20 protein-coding genes are annotated in these 18,549 nt (G+C 53.5%); 19 read left to right on the top strand and 1 reads right to left on the bottom strand.

What is annotated here, in order from left to right; translation table 11 throughout:
- Positions 1–309 precede the first annotated feature (309 nt).
- From MCM46_12860 to MCM46_12920, 13 genes are all read left to right on the top strand, one after another.
- Entirely contained in the window at positions 310–558 is a 249-nt protein-coding gene (locus tag MCM46_12860) for a hypothetical protein (protein ID MCG3112698.1), read from the top strand.
- Between the two features lie 24 nt (positions 559–582).
- Positions 583–3,603: a type I restriction endonuclease subunit R gene (locus MCM46_12865; protein ID MCG3112699.1), complete on the top strand. Its 3,021-nt coding sequence runs from the start codon at positions 583–585 to the stop codon at positions 3,601–3,603.
- Complete coding sequence (locus MCM46_12870) at positions 3,596–4,801, top strand: restriction endonuclease subunit S (protein MCG3112700.1); 1,206 nt, start codon at positions 3,596–3,598, stop codon at positions 4,799–4,801. Before MCM46_12865 ends, MCM46_12870 begins: the two co-directional genes overlap by 8 nt.
- Positions 4,802–4,803: 2 nt before the next feature.
- Positions 4,804–5,868, top strand: a complete 1,065-nt coding sequence (locus tag MCM46_12875; protein ID MCG3112701.1) for an AAA family ATPase — start codon at positions 4,804–4,806, stop codon at positions 5,866–5,868.
- A gap of 11 nt (positions 5,869–5,879) precedes the next feature.
- Positions 5,880–7,499 carry a type I restriction-modification system subunit M gene (locus MCM46_12880; GenBank protein ID MCG3112702.1) on the top strand — a complete coding sequence of 540 codons (1,620 nt, stop codon included), beginning with the start codon at positions 5,880–5,882 and terminating at the stop codon, positions 7,497–7,499.
- Between the two features lie 252 nt (positions 7,500–7,751).
- Positions 7,752–8,855 (top strand): hypothetical protein, encoded by a 1,104-nt coding sequence (locus MCM46_12885; protein MCG3112703.1) that lies wholly within the window; start codon positions 7,752–7,754, stop codon positions 8,853–8,855.
- A 133-nt stretch (positions 8,856–8,988) separates the two neighbouring features.
- The gene (locus MCM46_12890; protein MCG3112704.1) at positions 8,989–9,372 is read left to right on the top strand and encodes a hypothetical protein; all 384 of its coding nucleotides are present in this window, start codon (positions 8,989–8,991) and stop codon (positions 9,370–9,372) included.
- Positions 9,373–9,754: 382 nt separating this feature from the next.
- A complete protein-coding gene (locus tag MCM46_12895; GenBank protein MCG3112705.1) occupies positions 9,755–10,057 on the top strand; it encodes a hypothetical protein in 303 nt (100 codons plus the stop codon).
- On the top strand, positions 10,048–10,290 hold the full coding sequence (locus tag MCM46_12900; GenBank protein MCG3112706.1) for a DUF2283 domain-containing protein: 243 nt from the start codon (positions 10,048–10,050) through the stop codon (positions 10,288–10,290). Before MCM46_12895 ends, MCM46_12900 begins: the two co-directional genes overlap by 10 nt.
- A gap of 202 nt (positions 10,291–10,492) precedes the next feature.
- On the top strand, positions 10,493–10,687 hold the full coding sequence (locus tag MCM46_12905; GenBank protein MCG3112707.1) for a DUF2283 domain-containing protein: 195 nt from the start codon (positions 10,493–10,495) through the stop codon (positions 10,685–10,687).
- Entirely contained in the window at positions 10,684–11,031 is a 348-nt protein-coding gene (locus MCM46_12910; protein MCG3112708.1) for a DUF429 domain-containing protein, read from the top strand. The genes MCM46_12905 and MCM46_12910 overlap by 4 nt, the downstream gene beginning before the upstream one ends.
- 170 nt (positions 11,032–11,201) lie before the next feature.
- Positions 11,202–12,128, top strand: a complete 927-nt coding sequence (locus MCM46_12915) for a hypothetical protein (protein ID MCG3112709.1) — start codon at positions 11,202–11,204, stop codon at positions 12,126–12,128.
- A gap of 25 nt (positions 12,129–12,153) precedes the next feature.
- Positions 12,154–12,438 carry a hypothetical protein gene (locus MCM46_12920; GenBank protein MCG3112710.1) on the top strand — a complete coding sequence of 95 codons (285 nt, stop codon included), beginning with the start codon at positions 12,154–12,156 and terminating at the stop codon, positions 12,436–12,438.
- Between the two features lie 646 nt (positions 12,439–13,084).
- Here the strand turns inward: MCM46_12920 and MCM46_12925 are convergent.
- Positions 13,085–13,828, bottom strand: a complete 744-nt coding sequence (locus MCM46_12925; GenBank protein ID MCG3112711.1) for a 2OG-Fe dioxygenase family protein — start codon at positions 13,826–13,828, stop codon at positions 13,085–13,087.
- 606 nt (positions 13,829–14,434) lie between these two features.
- On the opposite strand from MCM46_12925, the gene MCM46_12930 reads away from it, so the two are divergent.
- From MCM46_12930 to MCM46_12955, 6 genes are all read left to right on the top strand, one after another.
- On the top strand, positions 14,435–15,169 hold the full coding sequence (locus MCM46_12930; GenBank protein ID MCG3112712.1) for a 16S rRNA (uracil(1498)-N(3))-methyltransferase: 735 nt from the start codon (positions 14,435–14,437) through the stop codon (positions 15,167–15,169).
- A 443-nt stretch (positions 15,170–15,612) separates the two neighbouring features.
- A complete protein-coding gene (locus tag MCM46_12935; protein ID MCG3112713.1) occupies positions 15,613–16,851 on the top strand; it encodes a CPBP family intramembrane metalloprotease in 1,239 nt (412 codons plus the stop codon).
- A 77-nt stretch (positions 16,852–16,928) separates the two neighbouring features.
- Positions 16,929–17,276, top strand: coding sequence for a translation initiation factor Sui1 (locus MCM46_12940; protein MCG3112714.1), 348 nt, complete (start codon positions 16,929–16,931; stop codon positions 17,274–17,276).
- 124 nt (positions 17,277–17,400) lie between these two features.
- Entirely contained in the window at positions 17,401–17,673 is a 273-nt protein-coding gene (locus tag MCM46_12945) for a hypothetical protein (protein MCG3112715.1), read from the top strand.
- Between the two features lie 110 nt (positions 17,674–17,783).
- Positions 17,784–18,086 (top strand): nucleotidyltransferase family protein, encoded by a 303-nt coding sequence (locus MCM46_12950; protein ID MCG3112716.1) that lies wholly within the window; start codon positions 17,784–17,786, stop codon positions 18,084–18,086.
- Positions 18,076–18,462, top strand: coding sequence for a DUF86 domain-containing protein (locus tag MCM46_12955; protein ID MCG3112717.1), 387 nt, complete (start codon positions 18,076–18,078; stop codon positions 18,460–18,462). The genes MCM46_12950 and MCM46_12955 overlap by 11 nt, the downstream gene beginning before the upstream one ends.
- Positions 18,463–18,549 lie beyond the last annotated feature (87 nt).

The raw sequence follows: 18,549 nt of genomic DNA on the forward strand, positions 1-18,549 counted from the left end.
GCGAACCATGCGACGCGCGTGCGTGTTCAAAAATTCCTAATTGCCCTTCTAGTGACCCATCTTCTCAACAAGAAGCGCGCGACGGCATGATGGATTAAAGTTCCTGCTGTCTATTCGGTATGGCTTCCTTCTTCACTGATTCCTCATTTTCACTCCTAATTGAAGCATTGATCCTACCTACTTTCCGGTTGATCTTTTCCTCCAATTTGATATAGTAAGCCATTCGTTTCATCCCCCAGGGAAATACCAAGAGTCGAGCACTATTTCCCAAATATCAAAGTTTAGGACTTGACCCCAGGATCTTTACGCATGGCCGCCACAGTGTTCAATAGCCCCATTGCGGTTCGTGCAAGCCTTCAAGTCGTCCGCACTTTTGTCCGCCTGCGTGAAATTCTGGCGACCCACAAAGAGTTGGCTTCAAAGCTGTCCGAACTGGAACGCAAACTGGAAGGTCACGATCAGGCCAAGCGGCGGGGGAGGGAGAGATGTTTGATTGCAAGACCTGACCCTGGTCGCATGAATTTAAATTGCATTATGACCCCATTACTTTTTATATAATGAACATAGCACTTAGGCATCCGCATGACAAAAGAAAACCAAATCGAACATGCCTTAATCGCTAAACTTAAGGACCTCAAATACACGTATCGCGCTGACATTCGCGACAAAGCCGCGCTTGAGCAGAACTTCCGCCAGAAATTTGAGGCACTTAATCGTGTCCACCTCACCGAAGCCGAATTCGCCCGCTTGCGCGATGAGATCATTACCGCCGATGTCTTCACTGCCTCACAGGCATTGCGCGAAAAGGGCAAGTTCAACCGCGAAGACGGGACCCCGCTGGAATACATGCTGGTCAATCTCCGCGACTGGTGCAAAAATGAGTTTGAAGTCATCAACCAGCTTCGAATCAACACTGACAATAGCTTTCAATGCTACGATGTCTTACTCTTGATCAACGGCTTGCCGCTGGTGCAGATCGAATTAAAATCACTACAAATCAGCCCTCGCCGTGCCATGGAGCAGATCGTCGAATACAAAAAAGACCCCGGCAACGGCTACACCAATTCGCTGCTCTGTTTCATGCAGTTGTTCATCGTCAGCAACGAAACCGACACCCGCTACTTCGCTAACAACCACAACCAGCATTTTAGCTTTAACGCCGAAGAGCGCTTTTTGCCCATCTACCAGCATGCCGATCAAGACAACAACAAAATCGCCCACCTGCATGAGTTTGCCGACGACTTCCTCGAAAAGTGCCATCTCGGCCAGTTGATTAGCCGCTACATGGTCCTGGTGCAGAGCGAGCAAAAAATCCTCGTCATGCGCCCGTACCAAATTTATGCGGTCAAGGCCATCGTCGACTGTATCCACCAGAATCGCGGCAACGGCTATATCTGGCACACCACCGGCAGCGGCAAGACCCTCACCTCGTTCAAGGCCTCCACGCTGCTGAAAGACAACCCCGATATCGAAAAATGCCTGTTCGTGGTGGACCGCAAAGACCTCGACCGTCAGACCCGTGAGGAATTCAACAAATTCCAGGAAGGATGCGTCGAGCACAACACCAACACCGAAGTACTCGTGCGCCGCATGCTGTCGGACGATTACTCCGACAAGGTGATCGTAACCACCATCCAGAAGCTCGGCCTGGCGCTGGATGAAAGCAGCAAGCGCAACAAGGAGAAGCAAAAAGAGGGCAAGCAGACCTACAAGGAACGGCTGGAACCTCTGCGCGACAAGCGCGTGGTTTTCATCTTCGACGAATGCCACCGCTCCCAGTTCGGCGACAACCACAAGGCCATTAAAGAGTTCTTCCCTAAGGCGCAATTGTTCGGCTTTACCGGCACGCCGATCTTTGAGGAAAACGCCACTTACCAGCAGATCGACGGCAATGTCGGCTCCTACAAAACGACCAAAGACATCTTCGAGAAACAACTGCACGCCTACACCATCACCCACGCCATCGAAGACAAAAACGTGCTGAGCTTTCACGTCGACTATTTCGGCAAGGAGGGTGACAAGAAGCCGAAGAAGGGCCAGACCCCGCCGCCGGAAGCAGTCATCAACGCCATCCTGGAAAAGCACGACAGCGCCACTGGCCAGCGCCGCTTCAACGCCCTACTGGCCACGGCCTCTATCAATCACGCCATTGAATACTACGAGAAATTCAAAACCCTCCAAGCGCAAAAACAGGCGACGGATGAAAACTTCGAGCAGCTGCAGATCGCCTGCGTCTTCTCGCCACCGGCCCACGCCGTCGCCACCGACAATAAAAATGATAAAAATGTAAAAGACATTCAGCAGCTACAGGATGACCTGCCGCAGGAAAAGGCGGATAACCAAGTTGAGCCAGAGAAAAAGAAAGCCGCGCTCGCGGCCATCATCGACGACTACAACCGCCAATACGGCACCAATCACAGCCTCAACGAATTCGACCTCTATTATCAGGACGTGCAGCAGCGCATCAAGGACCACAAATACAGCAACGCCGACTACCCGCGCAAAAACAAGATCGACATCACCATCGTGGTGGACATGCTGCTCACTGGCTTCGACTCCAAATACCTCAACACGCTGTACGTGGACAAGAACCTCAAGCACCACGGCTTGATCCAGGCCTTCTCGCGCACTAATCGCATCCTCAACGACAGCAAGCCCTGGGGCAACGTCCTCGACTTCCGTTATCAGGAAAGCGATGTGGACGACGCCATCGAACTCTTCTCCGGCGCCGCCATCGACAAGGCGCGGCAAATCTGGTTGGTCGACCCCGCCCCCAAGGTGGTGGAAAAATTTCAGAAGGCCGTGGATCAGCTGCAAACCTTTATGCAGGCCAAGGGGCTGCGCTGCGAACCCGCGCAAGTGGTCAACCTCAAGGGTGACACCGCCAAGGCGGAGTTCATTAATCACTTCAAGGAAGTGCAAAAGCTCAAGACCCAACTGGAGCAGTACACCGACCTTGACGAGCAGAGCAAGCAGACGATCGAAACAAAGCTGCCCACCGACACCCTGCGCAGCTTCAAGGCCGCCTATCTGGACACAGCGCTTGAACTCAAGCGTAAACAGGGCAGGGGCGATGCCGCGGACCCGGAGGTGCAGCAACTGGAATTCGATCTGGTGCTGTTTGCCTCGGCACTGATCGACTACGACTACATCATGGCGTTGATTGCCAAATCCACGCAGAAGGGCGGCAAGCAGAAGATGACTCGCGCGCAGCTCATCGAATTTATTGGCTCCCACTCCAATCTTGAAGAAGATCGTGAGGACATCATCAGCTACATCAACAGCCTCAAAACGGGCGAGGTTAAGAGCACAAAAGAAATTAGCGATGATTTCCAGGCCTTCAAGGCGCAACAGGCCGCCGAAAAGCTAGGCCGCATCGCCGCTAAGCACGGCCTGCCAACCGCCGCGCTGCAAGCCTTCGTCGACGTAATCATCGGCCGCATGATCTTCGATGGCGAACAGCTCACCGACCTGCTTGCGCCCCGGCAACTTAACTGGAAGGCGCGCCGCGAGGCCGAGCTGGCGCTGATGGCCGACCTGGTGCCCTATCTGCAAAAGCTCGCAGGCGGGCGCGAGATATCGGGGTTGAATGCGTATGAGTAAGCCAGAGAAGATGGGTCTGGTGCCGGCGCTGCGCTTTCCTGAGTTTCGGGATTCAGGGGAGTGGGAAGAAAAGAATCTAGGTGACTTATGTGAAATTACAAATGGAAAATCGAACGCGCAAGATCACATTGAAGGCGGATTCTATCCACTATTTGATCGTTCGGAGGTGATCAAAAGGTCTAATGAATACCTCTTCGATTGTGAAGCTGTGATCCTACCTGGTGAAGGAATGCGATTTATTCCGAAATACTATGTTGGAAAATTCGACTTGCACCAAAGGGCCTACGCACTAAAGGATTTTTCTTGTAAAGGTAAGTTCATTTATTACTCAATGGCTGCGCGAAGTGGCTTGTTGGCTAGAAAAGCAGTTCAGTCAACTGTTCTATCTTTGCGTTTGCCAATATTACAAAACTTTCCAATCCAAATTCCTGGTGTCCCGGAAGAACAACAAAAAATCGCCGACTGCCTCACCTCCATCGACGAGCTGGTTACCGCCCAAACCCAAAAACTCGACGCCCTCAAGGCCCATAAAAAAAGCCTGATGCAGCAACTCTTCCCCGCCGAAGGCGAAACCGTGCCCAAACTCCGCTTTCCTGAGTTTCGGGAGAAGGGAGGGTGGAAAAGCGATTCAATAGGCAATATTTTCGAAACGACTTCTGGCGGCACTCCAAGCCGCTCAGAAGAAAGCTATTGGGGCGGATACATCCCGTGGATCACGACCTCTCTAGTAAATTGTGGAGTGATAACTGAGGCCGAGGAATTCATTACTGAGGATGGGCTGAACAACTCTTCTGCTAAGATATTCCCCGAAGGGACTACTTTAGTCGCGATGTATGGCCAGGGCAAAACACGTGGACAGGTGGCATTGTTGGGAATTGCGGCTGCAACGAATCAAGCGTGCGCGGCCATTCTTCCAAAGAAGGGAATCGAGCCATATTTCGTGTTTCTGAGCTTGGCAGGGCGATACGACGAGTTACGAGATTTGAGCAACAGAGGCGGGCAAGAGAACCTGAGTCAAGGGTTAATTCGAGAAATTACCTTCTCGTACCCAGCGGATGTTGCGGAGCAAAAAACCATCACGTCTTGCCTTGCCTCCCTCGACAACCTTATCACCGCCCAAACCCAAAAACTTGACGCCCTCAAGGCTCATAAAAAAGGCCTGATGCAGCAGCTTTTCCCGGCCATGGACGAGGTGTGAGTATGAGCCTGCAAGCTATCGCTAACGAACTTAAAGATTTGAATGACTACGTTGTCCTGATTTTTGCTTTTAATGCAACCGGCAAGACGCGATTATCTGTTGCCTATAAGGATGCAACAAAAGACCTTGAAACAGGAAAACATGCGGGCGTCTATTACAACGCCTTCAGTGAAGACTTGTTTGTCTGGGATAACGATGAGGAAAACGACGGCGCAAATATGCGGCTAAAGGTTCTGCCCAGCAGCCTAAATAGATTTCATAGTTTTCTTTATGAAAATCCAGACATAGTTATAGAAAAGCTGGCGTTGTACGCACCGAAGTATAGTTTCCGATTTACCCCATATAACGATGCGGAGAAAGGAATCGAATCTGTTACGTTCTTTTTGGAGAGCGACGAAAATGCTGTTATTAAAATTTCACGCGGAGAAGAGCGAATTTTCGTCTGGTGTTTTTATTTAGCACTTCTGGAGGTAGAGGGTTGGGCGGATGAGCAGGACGCACATATATTTATTGATGATCCGGTCTCTAGTCTCGATGATCACAATATCTTTATTACTGCCAACACTATTCTTCAGCAGATAGAAAAGCACTTCAAGAAGAAGCGCATTATCGTCACAACTCACCATATTGGTTTGATGAATATCTTATACAACATGTTGAAAAAAGGTGAAAAGAGTGACCGATATAAAAATATAACTAGCGTAAAAATTCTAAAACATACTGGTGATGGATTGGTGCTCGAAGATTTAACGAAAAATGTGTTCCTTTATCATTTGCACTTATTGCAAGTATTAGATGAAGCAAGAAAAGGGCAGTTATACACATACCACTTTGCTTTGCTTAGGCAGCTTCTCGAAAACGTTGCTTCCTTCTTAGGCACGGGCCAATTTAGCCACGCCCTGTCTCAAATAGGCGTCGCCAAGCCTGATGACGCAGCTAACGTCATCAATACGCATTCTCATAAGAATGTCTATTACGACCAAACTGAAATGATGAACTCCACTGAACAAGACTATTTCAATGACATATTCAGCAAGCTCATTGAAACGTATCAGTTTGTGATTTAGGTGGGTTGACTATGACCAAAGAACAACTCAGCCAACTCGGCGAGACCCTCTGGGACATCGCCGACCAGCTACGCGGCGCGATGAACGCCGACGACTTCCGCGACTATATGTTGTCGTTCCTATTCTTGCGCTACCTCTCCGACAACTACGAGGCTGCGGCGCAGAAGGAGCTGGGGCGCGACTATCCCGCGCCGGCAAAAGACGAGCGGCGCGCGCCGCTGGCGATCTGGTACGACGCCAATGCCGAAGACGTTACCGACTTCGAGAAACAGATGCGTCTCAAAGTGCATTATGTGATCGAGCCGCAATACCTGTGGAGCAGCATCTATGAAATGGCGCGCACCCAGCACGACGACCTGCTGGATACCCTGTGGAAGGGCTTCAAGTACATAGAAGAGAAATCCTTTGCCAGCACTTTTCAGGGCCTGTTCTCCGAGATCAACCTGCATTCTGAGAAGCTGGGCAAGACGCCCAAGGCGCGCAATGAAAAGCTGTGCACCATTATAAAAAAAATCGCCGAGGGCATTGCCCAGTTCAGCACCACCACCGACATCCTCGGCGATGCCTATGAATACCTGCTAGGCGAGTTCGCCGCCGGGTCGGGTAAAAAGGCGGGCGAGTTCTACACCCCGCAGCAAATCTCCACGATTCTTTCCCGCATCGTGACGCTGGACAGCCAGGAACCGGCCACGGGCAAAAAGAAAAAACTCGATCAGGTGTACGACTTTGCCTGCGGTTCCGGCTCGCTGCTGTTGAATGTCCGCAAGCAACTCGGCAAGGGCGGCATCGGCAAAATCTACGGCCAGGAAAAGAACATCACCACCTATAACCTGGCGCGCATGAACATGCTGCTGCACGGAGTGAAAGATACCGAGTTCGAGATTCACCACGGCGACTCCTTGCTCAATGAGTGGGAAATCCTCAAAGAGATGAACCCGGCCAAAAAGCTGCAATTCGATGCCGTGGTCGCCAACCCGCCTTTCAGTTACCGCTGGGAACCCAATGATGCGTTGGGCGAGGATTTCCGCTTCAAGAATTACGGCCTCGCCCCGAAATCGGCCGCCGACTTCGCTTTTCTGTTGCACGGCTTCCACTTCTTGAGTGACAGCGGTGTGATGGCAATCATTTTGCCCCACGGCGTGCTGTTCCGTGGCGGCGCGGAAGAGCGCATCCGCACCAAGCTGCTGAGAGACGGCCATATCGACACCGTGATCGGCCTGCCCGCCAACCTCTTTTTCTCCACCGGCATCCCAGTTTGTATTCTGGTCCTAAAACGCTGCAAAAGACCCGATGACGTGTTGTTCATTAATGCATCCGAACATTTTGAAAAGGGCAAACGCCAAAACCGCCTGTTGCCGGAGCACATCGACAAGATTATCGAAGCCTATCAGTACCGCAGGGAAGATGAACGCTACTCACGACGTGTTTCAATGGAGGAAATAGAGAAAAACGATTACAACCTGAATATCTCGCGTTACGTAAGCACAGCCACTCCTGAGGAACAAATTGACTTACAGGTGGTTAACACAGAATTGACAGACCTACAAAATAGGATTGTTGAAAACACAAAGAAACATAATGAGTTTCTTAAAGAACTTGGTCTGCCACCCTTGCCTGGCAAAGAAGATTGAGTAGCGCTCATGGTCCGGGCCGGACCTAGAGATTAGATTGGTGTCAGGGGTCAGCTCTTGCGATCAAGCATTTCATTGCTCTGATTCCTCTGTCTAAAGCTTTCTATTTTTCATTGAACCCCTTCTGAAAACGGCGTACCCTGAAGCGGCATGTGCGGCTTCATAAAAAAATAGGGACACCCCCCATTTATAGAAACTCAAAAGGCTTTCCACCATCCAACCATATCATCTTCTAGGAGATGCTAAAATCCGATGCCCTACTATATAGATCTTTTCTCTCCTGAAACCCATGCGGCTTTCGCCGCATCGTCCCGCGATATCTCCGGATTCCGTATCCGACATAAAAACATGGCCGAAAGAATCAAGCCCGGCGATGTCTTCATTTGTTACCTCACCCGGTTGTCTCGCTGGTTCGGGGTATTGGAAGTAATCGAAGGCCCATTCATTGATAACAAGCCTATTTTCGTTCCGGAAAATGACCCTTTCGTGGTCCGATTTCGAGTTCGGCCCACCGTGTGGCTTGATATTGATCAAGGCATTTCCATCCACGAGAACGTCATCTGGACCGGCCTGTCATTTACACGGGATTTAAATAAAGATTCTCTGAGTTGGACCGGGAAGGTTCGAGGCAGCCTCGTCCGGCTCGACGATTCAGATGGTAAATTTCTATCGAAGAGACTCATGGCCCAGGTGGCTTCTCCAAAACCCTATCCACTGAGCGAACAGGATGTGCGAAAGCTTGCTACTCACAAGGTGAATCGAACGGACAAAGTGATTAACGTTTCTGTCCCTGAAGATACGGGTGCTCTTGAAACTGCCGGAGTCATCCCGGCGGAAGAAATCCGTGAATCTCTTCGCATTCAGGCATTAATCGCATCAATAGGAGCGCAAATGGGGATGTCGATTTGGCTCCCGCGCGCCGATCGCGCAGGAGTCCTGAAGGGATGGAAAAACGAATCCGACAGCTTACTTGATCGCCTTCCCCTGAACTACGATGACACAACGCTTCGCACCATCGAGCAGATCGATGTCCTATGGCTCCGAGGCCGTTCTATTGTCCGGGCATTCGAAGTGGAGCACACCACTTCTGTATACTCGGGAATTCTTCGAATGGCGGACCTTTTGGCGCTCCAGCCCAACATGGATATTAAGCTCCACATTGTCGCTCCGGAAGCGAAGCGTGAAAAAGTGTTTCAAGAAATTCGGCGCCCGGTATTTTCTCTTCTTGAAAAAGGTCCGCTGGCTGAGAGCTGCACTTATCTCTCGTATGATAGTCTTCGCGAGTTAGCGAAGGAGCGGCACCTTTCGCACCTTTCAGACACAGTGCTTGATGAATACACTGAAGAAGCAGAGTAACGGTTGAATACGATTGGGCGGCTCAGCAACTTTCTCCAAAAATAGAATTCGAGATTGACTCAGTGCCGGCAAAATAAGCCTGGAGAGCCGAGCTCTGTTCCAGCGAGATACTTTTAGCCGCGAGGGAGACTTTTTGAAAAGCGATTTGGAAAAAGCCGCGAACGGAAACAGGCTACAGGGTAAGGCACTCGACCAAGCTAGCACCATTCTCGCCGATGTTCGAAAGCAAATTCAGAAGGCTGCAGGTAAAGACCCGATTTTACTATTCCATATACGGCGATATGTGGCCAGGAAATTAATATATGATGAACGGGGAACACCGATGCAACGAAGAGCTCTCAAAGAAAAAAAGAGAATTCAGCAGGCCAATGCATGTGCTGATTGTAAAAGCCCGTTGACTGCCAAAGGCGCTGTGCTCGATCGCTTAACTGCACTCGATGGATACACCGAGAGTAATACACGGCTTCTTTGCCCATTATGCGATTCGAGGATTCAAAGTGACCGCGGATTTAAATAAGAAAATGTTTAGGTGCCAAGTCTGGAAATTTGACTTCTAAATGAACCCTCCTGGATCGCCGACGATGGTTTCCTCAGATGGGTGGTTCGTCGTCTTGGTGAACCACGCGCAAGGCCGCGTCATCGAAACCCGCCATCACGTCTGCGGCTCGTATAAAGAGATCTTTAAGCCTCCCCCGGCAAGTTTTTGGAGCGAGAGAATGGTCTCTCCCTTGACCCTTAGTAACCATGCTATACTTCAGCGAAAGTGATTTTCAGCGGCATGGGTGATGCATTAGCACATGGATTCCTAAAACGAGAAAATACTTGGAGACCGAATAAATCGTCATCACAGATCGAATCGAGATTAATCCAAAAATAAGGAAAAGAGTCGGCAGGGTGCGATGATTGACCGCGTGACTTCCAAGAACGGCATCGCCATTCGACTCACCGATGAACGATGGGCGCATATCACGGAAGAGCATTGTGAGCTGGCCGGATTACGCTCGGAGGTGGTGGCGACCGTGTTGCAACCGGAGCGTATCCTGCTCGGCGGCGACGGCGAGCTGATCGCCGTCCGCGAACTGGAAGAGGGCAAGCATCTCGCGGTTGTCTATCGAGAGGGGTCGAATGACGGTTTTATCATTACCGCGTTCCTGACTCGAAGAGTCCGGTCGCTTGCAAAGAGGAGACAGGTATGGCCATAACTGATTTTCAGGAATATTTGAAACTGATTCCGGCCGTCAACCGGGCGCCGCAGCACGCGGTCTGGCTGACGTACGACGCCGAGGCGGACACACTGTATGTGAATTACAAGAAGCCGAGCTACGCCACTGACAGCGAAATGACGGACGACGATGTGATCGTCCGGTATGAAGGCGATGAGGTCATCGGTTTTACCGTTTTGCACGCGAGCAAACGGGCCAAGAAAACCACATAAAAGGCATCGGTTTTTATAGAACAAAAAAGGGACAGTCTACTTTAAATGAAACCCTCTTGGATCGCCGGGGACGAATCCGACCGTGGCGACGTTGGAGCGGATTCTACTGGCACTGGGGAAGAGGCTGGAACTGGAGGTGGCCTAGAGGAGTGAAACATTAGACTGAGTTGCTTGGACAAACTGCCAAATATTGGAAGAAACCATGAAAGTGAAATATGATCAGGAAGTGGATGTGCTGACGATTCAATTCAGCAGCGCCCCCGTTGAAGAAAGCGATGAGGATAAGCCCGGTATTATTCTTGATTATGACAAAGACGGAAACGTCGTCGGCATCGAAATCCTCAATGCATCGAAACGGATGGAGAACCCTCGCGCGCTTGAATATGCGATCGCTTGAAAGAAAACGTTTCCTCGAATACCCCAGTTGTAACACCCTCTTGGATCGCCGGCGTCGATGGTTTTCGTGGTGAGTGGTTCGTCGTCCTGGCAAACCACGCGCAAGGGCGCGTCATCGAAACCCGCCATCACGTCTGCGGCTCGTTTAAAGAAGTGTTAAATCTCACCCCTGCTCCGAAAGTCATCGCCATCGACATCCCGATCGGCCTTTTAGACACGCCGGAGATCGGAGGCCGGCAATGCGACCGGGAGGCAAGGCGCCTTCTGAAGCCCCCGCGCGCCAGCAGCGTCTTCTCGCCGCCGATCCGGAAATATCTTCCAGCCCAGAACCATCCCCATTATTAATTCTTAGCATGTTTCATTGATCCTTTTCCCGCGGTTTGGCTAAGTATCGCAAACCATGTTTTTCATCTTGCCAACTTTTTCTTAATTATGTATTCTGTGCCGGACTATTCCGGGCCGCTAGGCTGAGAACTTGAATAACAAGACCACTCAAACGCAGACGGGGAGATCACATGGCACAGTCACTGAGGATGGTGTTTCGATGGCATCGCTCATTTCTTTTCACGGTCATTGGCCTCTTTATGATATTGCAGTCGGGACAGGCTTTCGGACATGTGATGTTCGGAGATCCGACATCGTCGATCGGCGGCACGAACCGGTTCAGCCTTTCGGTCGGCGGAGGGGGCGTGATCACACAGAAGTTTATATTCAACGATCCGTCATATACCTACGTCACGCCGACACAAAGACTTGTGTTCGAGGGGCTGGAAGACTCAGACGACCCGGAGGCGGACTCCGACGAGTTTAAGGGGGAACACATCTTCCTGACCGGGGCTTACCGGTTCGGGGCGGCGGGAGAGATTTTCTTGACGGTCGGACAGATGCGGCTTAAAGAAGAGCCTTTCGACGGAGAGCTGGGGCTAATTTGGGGGGGAGGGGTGCGCATCAGCCCCCCGCAGCCGGGACCGTTTAAGGCCGGTTTGGTTCTCCAAGCATTCAGCGGAAGAACAAAAGATGAGGGCTACGACGTTCTGATCAACGGATTTCGGAACAATCCGAACGGGTCGACCTTCGTATTTTCCGAGGGGAGCGGTGAGAATGAAATCAAATATTCCGGATTAAGCGCCATGATCGGGATGAGCGCGCAACACTTTGCCAGTTTTCATCCCTATATCGGTTTGATGATTACTACTTTAAAAGGGAACGAGAAGGGCTCCGTCTCCGGAAACGGCAATGTAAATGATTGTGTCGTTGGGGTTACCTGCACCAATACCCAGGAGCCGTTTACCGCTTCTTGGGACATGGATTTCGAATTGAATACAATGATCGGGGGGATCATCGGGTTTCAATTCAGCCCGGACGGTCCGTTTACGGTCACGGTCGAGGGCCAGGTCGGGCCGCAGACCGCTTTTTATGTTTCGGGCGGAATGCAGTTTTAGGGACGATTCGTTAATAGGGTAGGTCATGCACCCGGAAGCAGAACGTTTAGATGAAGTAAAAACTTTTATTGTGGCGCTGGTTCGGCGCGGGGGCGGCGAGGCCGTTTCCCTCGACGCCATTCGGACCGCCCTGCAAACGCACCCCTTGATCCCCCTCTGCTATCGCAGCGAGGAGCCGGGGCTGTTGGCCTTCGAGCGCGCGGCCAAGCAGAAGAATTTCAACAACCTGGTCGGGGAATATTTGGTGGAGCTGGTGAGGGATGGGGAGTTGGTGTATGAGCCTTCGGAGAAGGGATACCGGTGTGCATAGGCGGGCGGTCATGTTTGATAAAGATAGTTATTCGAATGGGGCTCTTCGCCCCAAGCCCCACCACGGGGGTTGCGTGCCCAACCCCCTTTGGATTCCCAGGGCAGCCGGGGGGCAAGTACCCCCCCAGCTCCCCCCGTCTACGGTCAGAACTCGCACACCCACGGAAGTACACCGCTGGAGTGTGCTTTAGACAGCTGACCTTGTAGGGTAGGTGGAACGATTTGATTTGTAGTGGGCTGCTGCGTCCTCGCTCCACCCATCCCCCAGTGGGGCCCTTGCGCTGCGGGCACAGCAGCCCACAAGAGATCACCCAGTAATTCTAAGAATTCAAATCAAAACCAAATAGCAAAGAGCCTGCGCGTCAAGGACGTCCTGTGTCCCTCATCCCCCTGCGTTCTTCTGTCCAGACGTTTCATCTACCAAATCAGGTCACCATTGTTTGAAGCACAATCCACGGTGCTCTTCCGTGCGTTGTGCGAGTTGTGACCGTGGGGGGTGCTGGGGGGCGGCAGCCCCCGCTGCCCTGGGAATCCGAAGGGGGGTGGGCACGCATCCCCCGCGGCGGGGGTGTGGGGCGAGCAGCCCCACGACTTTGATCTTGCGATTGATCCTCGCAGGTGGGGCTCGGGGCAACGCCCCCTTCCAATCATCCCCCCTCTTCCTGAAACCCCCCGGCCCGATAGGTCAACACCAACGTATCCCGATAGCCCCCCTCGGCGACCGGCAGGATCGGCGTCGATTCGTGAATCACCCGCGTGTCGTCGAGCAAGAGGAGCGTCCAGGGTTCTGTTAAGGTAAACCGCTTGCCGTTCGATCCGGCCGCCTCGAAGATCCGGCTCTCTCCCCCTTTGATGTTCACCCGCCCCACCAGAAAGATCGCCACGAAATCGACCCCGTCGCGATGGGCCCCTTCCGGCGTCGGCCGGCCGATGCCGTGGGCGGTGTCGATCCGGAACGGGTGCGCTTCCACATACCAGGGTTGCGGGCCTTTGATTGTGGAACAGAGCTGCCCGATCACCTGAAGCAGCCGCGTCCAGGCCGGCGCCGCGACGGTGGCCGGGGCGATCGGCTCGAAGAGACGCTTCATCCCCCCATGCAGGGCGTTGTAGTCGAGCGGCTGCCAGTGGGCCCGGTGCGGCGCCTGCGTGACCTCCTTCCCCTCCACCACAAAACAGGAGTGACGCCGCCGCCGGTAAGGGACGGTATCTTTCAGATAGGGATCGAGCGGCAGGTCGTTCCAAGCCGGCGCAAGCGCTTCCAATTCCGAGGAGGTGCAACGGGCGAACGTACAAACGTCGGAGGGGCGCAGCACCGCGTAACCGTGAGACTGCAGCGCATCCGGCAGCTGATCGGGTTTCGAAAAGGGGGGAGGAAGGATGGCGCTTGGCATCGTGAGTTCGGGTTTAAACCTCCAAAAAAGGGGTCTGCTCCTGCACAGGGAATGGAAGAGAATACCCCCAAACAAAATTGAAATCAATCACCTTTTGAGATTGGAAGGGGCTTCGCCCAAGCCTTACCTGCCTGAATCCAAGGTCGTGGGGCTGCTCGCCCCACACCCCCGCCACGGGGGGTGCGTGCCCACCCTGTTTATCACACGTGGGGCCGGCGCTGGAAGAAGGTTGTTGGTTTCCGATCTTCACACCAGGTGCGCCTTGCCCCACACCCAAGGATTCCCAGGGCAGCGGGGGCTGCCGCCCCCCAGCACCCCCCACGGTCAGAACTCGCTCAACCACGGAAGAGCACCGTGGATTGTGCTTCAAACAATGCTGACCTGAAGCGGTAGGTGGAACGTCTGGACAGAAGAACGCAGGGGTATAGGGGGCACAGGACGCCCATGACGCGTAGTCTCTTTGCTCTCGGATTTCAGATTCCTAATTCCTAATTCTCAGATTCCTAATTAGCTAACCCCCGCCCCAATAGCATCGCCTCTTGCTCTATCGAGCGGCCCATGTTAATAAAGTGCCGTGAACGTTCATCTCATTCCCTGGACCCTCGTATGAACCTGATCCTCCTGGAACCCCATGAAGTCGGCGCTTCTGGCGAAGCCGTCCTTTCAGATGCGCGCGCCGTCCACCTGCGCAACGCCCTGAAGGTGGCGCCGGGATCTCACGTCCGCATCGGTCTTCTCGATGGGCCGCGCGGCGTGGGGACGGTGGTGTCGATCGGCGACGGGACGGCGGCCTTGCGCTGCGCGTTCGAAACGACTGTTCCTTCCCGGCCGGGGGTCGATCTGCTCTTGGCGCTGCCGCGGCCGAAGGTGATCCGGCGGATCTGGGCCCAGGTCGCCGCGCTCGGCGTCGGGCAGATCATTCTGACCAATGCCGAGCGGGTGGAGCGAAACTACTTCGACACCCATTGGCTCGCGCCGGAGGGCTACCGGCCGCGGTTGATCGAAGGGTTGCAGCAGGCGCGCGACACGCGGCTGCCGACCGTGTCGATCCACCGGCAATTTAAAGTACTGATCGAAGATCAGCTCGACGGTCTCTTCAAAGACGGGCGGCGTCTGGTGGCCGATCCGGCGGCGGAGAAGCCGGCGGGGGCGGCGGTCCGGGAGGGGGGCGAGGGACGTGTCCTGCTCGCCGTCGGGCCGGAGGGGGGATGGAACGATTTCGAGAGGGGGCTTCTTGCGGCGCACGGCTTTCAGCCGGTCGGGATGGGCCCCCGGACATTGCGCACCGACACCGCCTGCATCGCGCTTTTGGCGTTGGTCCATGAGGGGATGAAAGGATAATGGGGTTAGATAATTAGGAATCTGAAAATTAGGAATTAGGAATCCGAGAGCAAGGAGAATGCGCGTCATGGGCGTTCTGTGCCCCCCCATCTTCCTGCGTTTCTTCTGTCAGACGTATTATCTACCAAATCAGGTCACCATTGTTTGAAGCACAATCCGCGGTGTTCTTCCGTGCGTTGTGCGAGTTGTGACCGTGGGGGGTGCTGGGGGGCGGCAGCCCCCGCTGCCCTGGGAATCCGAAGGGGGGTGGGCACGCACCCCCCGCGGCGGGGGTGTGGGGCGAGAAGCCCCACGACTTTGGATTCAGGAAGGTGGGGCTTGGGGCGAAGCCCCATTCCAATCTAATTTCTGAGGTTTTAGTCCAGTCTATAAATATCTCCCCTATCGATTCACCTCGATTTCCGATTATAATGTCCTGACAATGCCAAGAGAGGGAGAAACGCGTGATTCAAACGGTGCCCGATGAGAATGCCCCGGAGGAAATCAAAGAAGAAAAGAAATCACCCCCGGTTTCCACCGGCGAGATCGCCCTCGGTATCTCCCTCCCCTTTCTCGTGATCGCCGCCTCCGTCTTTGTCGATGCCGTCTACGTCCGAAACCATCCCTGGCGCCAGGGATACATCGGCTTTGTTTCGTTGATCCTCTTTAATCTGATCCTCCTCGTTTATGCCCTGGCCGTCTGTAAACGGCGGGGGATCTGGCCGCTCTTTCGTCCGATCTCCCCCGCGGCGGTCCTCTCGATGATTCCCTTCGCAATATTGATCGCCTTCGGCATCAACCTCCTGGTCGGGACGACCCACATGGCGATGGAGAAGATCTTGAACCAAAAGTTCGAGATGCCCGACTATTCGGCGCTGGCGACCTTCGGGCCGAACAGCCTCCTCTCCGTCATCATGATCGTGATCGGCTTCACCGCCATTCCGATCTTGGAAGAGATCTACTTTCGGGGGTTTCTCTACAATGCCCTCAAGACCCGCCTTCCGCTCCTCTTTGCCGCCAATCTGCAGGCGATCCTCTTCGCGGCGGCCCATGGGGCCGGCTTCATGATCGGGATTCTCTACTTCATCGCGGGGATGGCGCTGGCGGTGGTTTATGAAATGCGGAAGGAGCTGGTCTCGCCGATCTTGGTCCACGGCGCCATCAATGCGATGGCGCTGATGCCGCTGCTCGCCCTGGCGCTTCAGAATTTTCACATGCCGGCCGCCACCTGGGAGGAGGCGGAGCGTCCGCCGGCATGGCTGGCGCCGGCGCCGCCGGCGTGGATCGATAAGAAAGAGAATGCGGCGGCGCAGCGGCAATACGCCATCGACACCTGGGGGAGCCAAGGGTCCAAAGCGTGGAAGAAAGAGACCGTCGCGCTGCAGGCGGTCTGCGTCTGGTTTCCCGAAGATCGCGAGGCGTGCGCCAAGGCGAAGAGCGGCGTGGTTGCGATCTACTCCACCTTTCTGAAAGACCACCGGCGGGCGGTCATCGAGGCCGACCGGCTGATCGCCGAATTTCCGAAGGAAGAAGAGGCGGTCGCCATCGCCTTGACGCGGCGGGGTTTCGCTTACCTGATGCTCCAGGATTTGGAGAAGAGCCGCGAATCGTTCGAAAAGGTGATCAACGAGTACAGCCAACACAGCACGCCGCTCGAAGAAGCCGCAAAGGGAATTCAGATATTGGAGAGGGTGGAGAGATAATGATTCGATTGGGAATCTGAGGATGAGGAATCAAACGCCTTGGAAGGGGGCAACGCCCCGAATAGGAAAATAACAGAATGAATTCCGGTATTGTCTACTCCACCGAACATGGTAAAATGTGCCCCGATTGCGGCGAGGCGACGGCGAAATGCCGCTGCCGGAAAAAACAGCCGGCTCTCAAAGGGGACGGCATCGTGCGGGTGTCGCGCGAAACCAAGGGGCGCAAGGGGAAAGGGGTCACTCTGATCACGGGGGTGCCGCTTCATCCGGAAGGGCTCCGGAACCTCGCCAAGGAGCTGAAGCAGACCTGCGGGAGCGGCGGCACGGTGAAAGAGGGGGTTATCGAAATCCAAGGCGACCACCGCGACACCCTGGTTGAAGCGCTCGGCAAAAAAGGATATGTCGTTAAACGCGCGGGAGGATGATTCATCAATTAGGAATTACGAATCGAGAATGAGGAATGAAAATAAAAATTCTTCCCTTTGTTTTGAACGATCAATTCCTAATTCATAATTTCATTTTAACTTCTCATTCGGAGAATCATCGGAAATGACTCGTCTTCTTTTTACACTTCTTGTGATCACCTTATTGACCTTTCTGTTGGGCCGGTTTCTCGGAAAGTTCCTCTACCGCCGCCCGGCGGGAAGCGCCGAGCGGGTCGATGCAGGAGACGCGCTGGTGCAAGACCCGAACTGCCTGACTTACCTTTCCAAGAAGAGGGCGCTGGAGGCGAAGCAGGGGGGGGTGACCCATTATTTCTGCGGACCCGCGTGCGCCGAGGCGTTCGAAAAGAAAAAAGCAGGGAAGGAGTCGGGCGGTTAGAGCGGTTTGCGGCGACAGACCCCTTTCGTCTTGCCAACATCCACCCGGCGATGTATCCTAGTGCCGAGAAGGCGAATCCGGGCTTATAGGGTCCATTTTTAGGAACAACGATGAACAATCCAAATCTGAAATTACCTCTCCGGGAGATCGGGCTGCTCTGTCGGCGTTACCAGGTCCGTGAGCTTGCTTTGTTCGGCTCGGCGCTTGGTAAAAACTTTGGACCTGAAAGCGACATCGATCTGCTGGTTGAGTTTGAAAAAGACGCACCAATCGGCTTCCTGGAATTTGCGGAGCTACAGAATGCTCTGAGCGATCTCTTGCATCGCAAAGTGGACCTGGTTCCTAAAAAGGGACTCAAGCCGCTGATTCGAGACGAAGTGCTCTCCCGTATTCAGGTGATTCATGCGGCGTGAAGATCTCTATCTCTGCGACATTCTGGAAGCGGCTGACGCAATCGCAAAGTTTATTACCGACATCTCTGCGGAGAATTTCGGTGAAAACGACTTGATCCGAAGCGCTGTTCTGCAAAAACTGCTGATTATCGGAGAGTCGGCGGCACGACTATCTGAAGACTTTAAGGCGAAAAGACCCGAATTCCCCTGGCGGGAGATCGTTGGTTTCCGAAATATCGCAATTCACGCTTATTTCGCTGTTGATTGGCAAATTGTTTGGAAAGCGGCCATCATCAATGCACCTCAACTAAGAAGGCAAATTGCGGAGATTCTCTCCAAAGAATACCCCAGCACTTATCAGAAATTCCACGACGGTGCCCTCGACGATACCCGATGAGAATGGACATGCCACCGCTCTTTTCGTCCGACGCTCTTTCATGTGAGGACGCTCTTTCTTACAATGGAAAATGATAAAGGGAACGTT

Source organism: Candidatus Manganitrophus morganii, assembly GCA_021651055.1.
GTDB classification, from domain to species: Bacteria; Nitrospirota; Nitrospiria; order SBBL01; family Manganitrophaceae; genus Manganitrophus; species Manganitrophus morganii.

Bases quoted from the DNA above. Each gene is read 5' to 3' on its own strand.
- MCM46_12945 (MCG3112715.1), top strand. From the start codon at position 17,401: ATGACTCGTCTTCTTTTTACACTTCTTGTGATCACCTTATTGACCTTT.
- MCM46_12950 (MCG3112716.1), top strand. From the start codon at position 17,784: ATGAACAATCCAAATCTGAAATTACCTCTCCGGGAGATCGGGCTGCTC.
- MCM46_12920 (MCG3112710.1), top strand. From the start codon at position 12,154: ATGCACCCGGAAGCAGAACGTTTAGATGAAGTAAAAACTTTTATTGTG.
- MCM46_12915 (MCG3112709.1), top strand. From the start codon at position 11,202: ATGGCACAGTCACTGAGGATGGTGTTTCGATGGCATCGCTCATTTCTT.
- MCM46_12900 (MCG3112706.1), top strand. From the start codon at position 10,048: ATGGCCATAACTGATTTTCAGGAATATTTGAAACTGATTCCGGCCGTC.
- MCM46_12860 (MCG3112698.1), top strand. From the start codon at position 310: ATGGCCGCCACAGTGTTCAATAGCCCCATTGCGGTTCGTGCAAGCCTT.
- MCM46_12865 (MCG3112699.1), top strand. From the start codon at position 583: ATGACAAAAGAAAACCAAATCGAACATGCCTTAATCGCTAAACTTAAG.
- MCM46_12880 (MCG3112702.1), top strand. From the start codon at position 5,880: ATGACCAAAGAACAACTCAGCCAACTCGGCGAGACCCTCTGGGACATC.
- MCM46_12940 (MCG3112714.1), top strand. From the start codon at position 16,929: ATGAATTCCGGTATTGTCTACTCCACCGAACATGGTAAAATGTGCCCC.
- MCM46_12925 (MCG3112711.1), bottom strand. From the start codon at position 13,828: ATGCCAAGCGCCATCCTTCCTCCCCCCTTTTCGAAACCCGATCAGCTG.
- MCM46_12930 (MCG3112712.1), top strand. From the start codon at position 14,435: ATGAACCTGATCCTCCTGGAACCCCATGAAGTCGGCGCTTCTGGCGAA.
- MCM46_12875 (MCG3112701.1), top strand. From the start codon at position 4,804: ATGAGCCTGCAAGCTATCGCTAACGAACTTAAAGATTTGAATGACTAC.
- MCM46_12955 (MCG3112717.1), top strand. From the start codon at position 18,076: ATGCGGCGTGAAGATCTCTATCTCTGCGACATTCTGGAAGCGGCTGAC.
- MCM46_12895 (MCG3112705.1), top strand. From the start codon at position 9,755: ATGATTGACCGCGTGACTTCCAAGAACGGCATCGCCATTCGACTCACC.
- MCM46_12870 (MCG3112700.1), top strand. From the start codon at position 3,596: ATGAGTAAGCCAGAGAAGATGGGTCTGGTGCCGGCGCTGCGCTTTCCT.
- MCM46_12905 (MCG3112707.1), top strand. From the start codon at position 10,493: ATGAAAGTGAAATATGATCAGGAAGTGGATGTGCTGACGATTCAATTC.
- MCM46_12885 (MCG3112703.1), top strand. From the start codon at position 7,752: ATGCCCTACTATATAGATCTTTTCTCTCCTGAAACCCATGCGGCTTTC.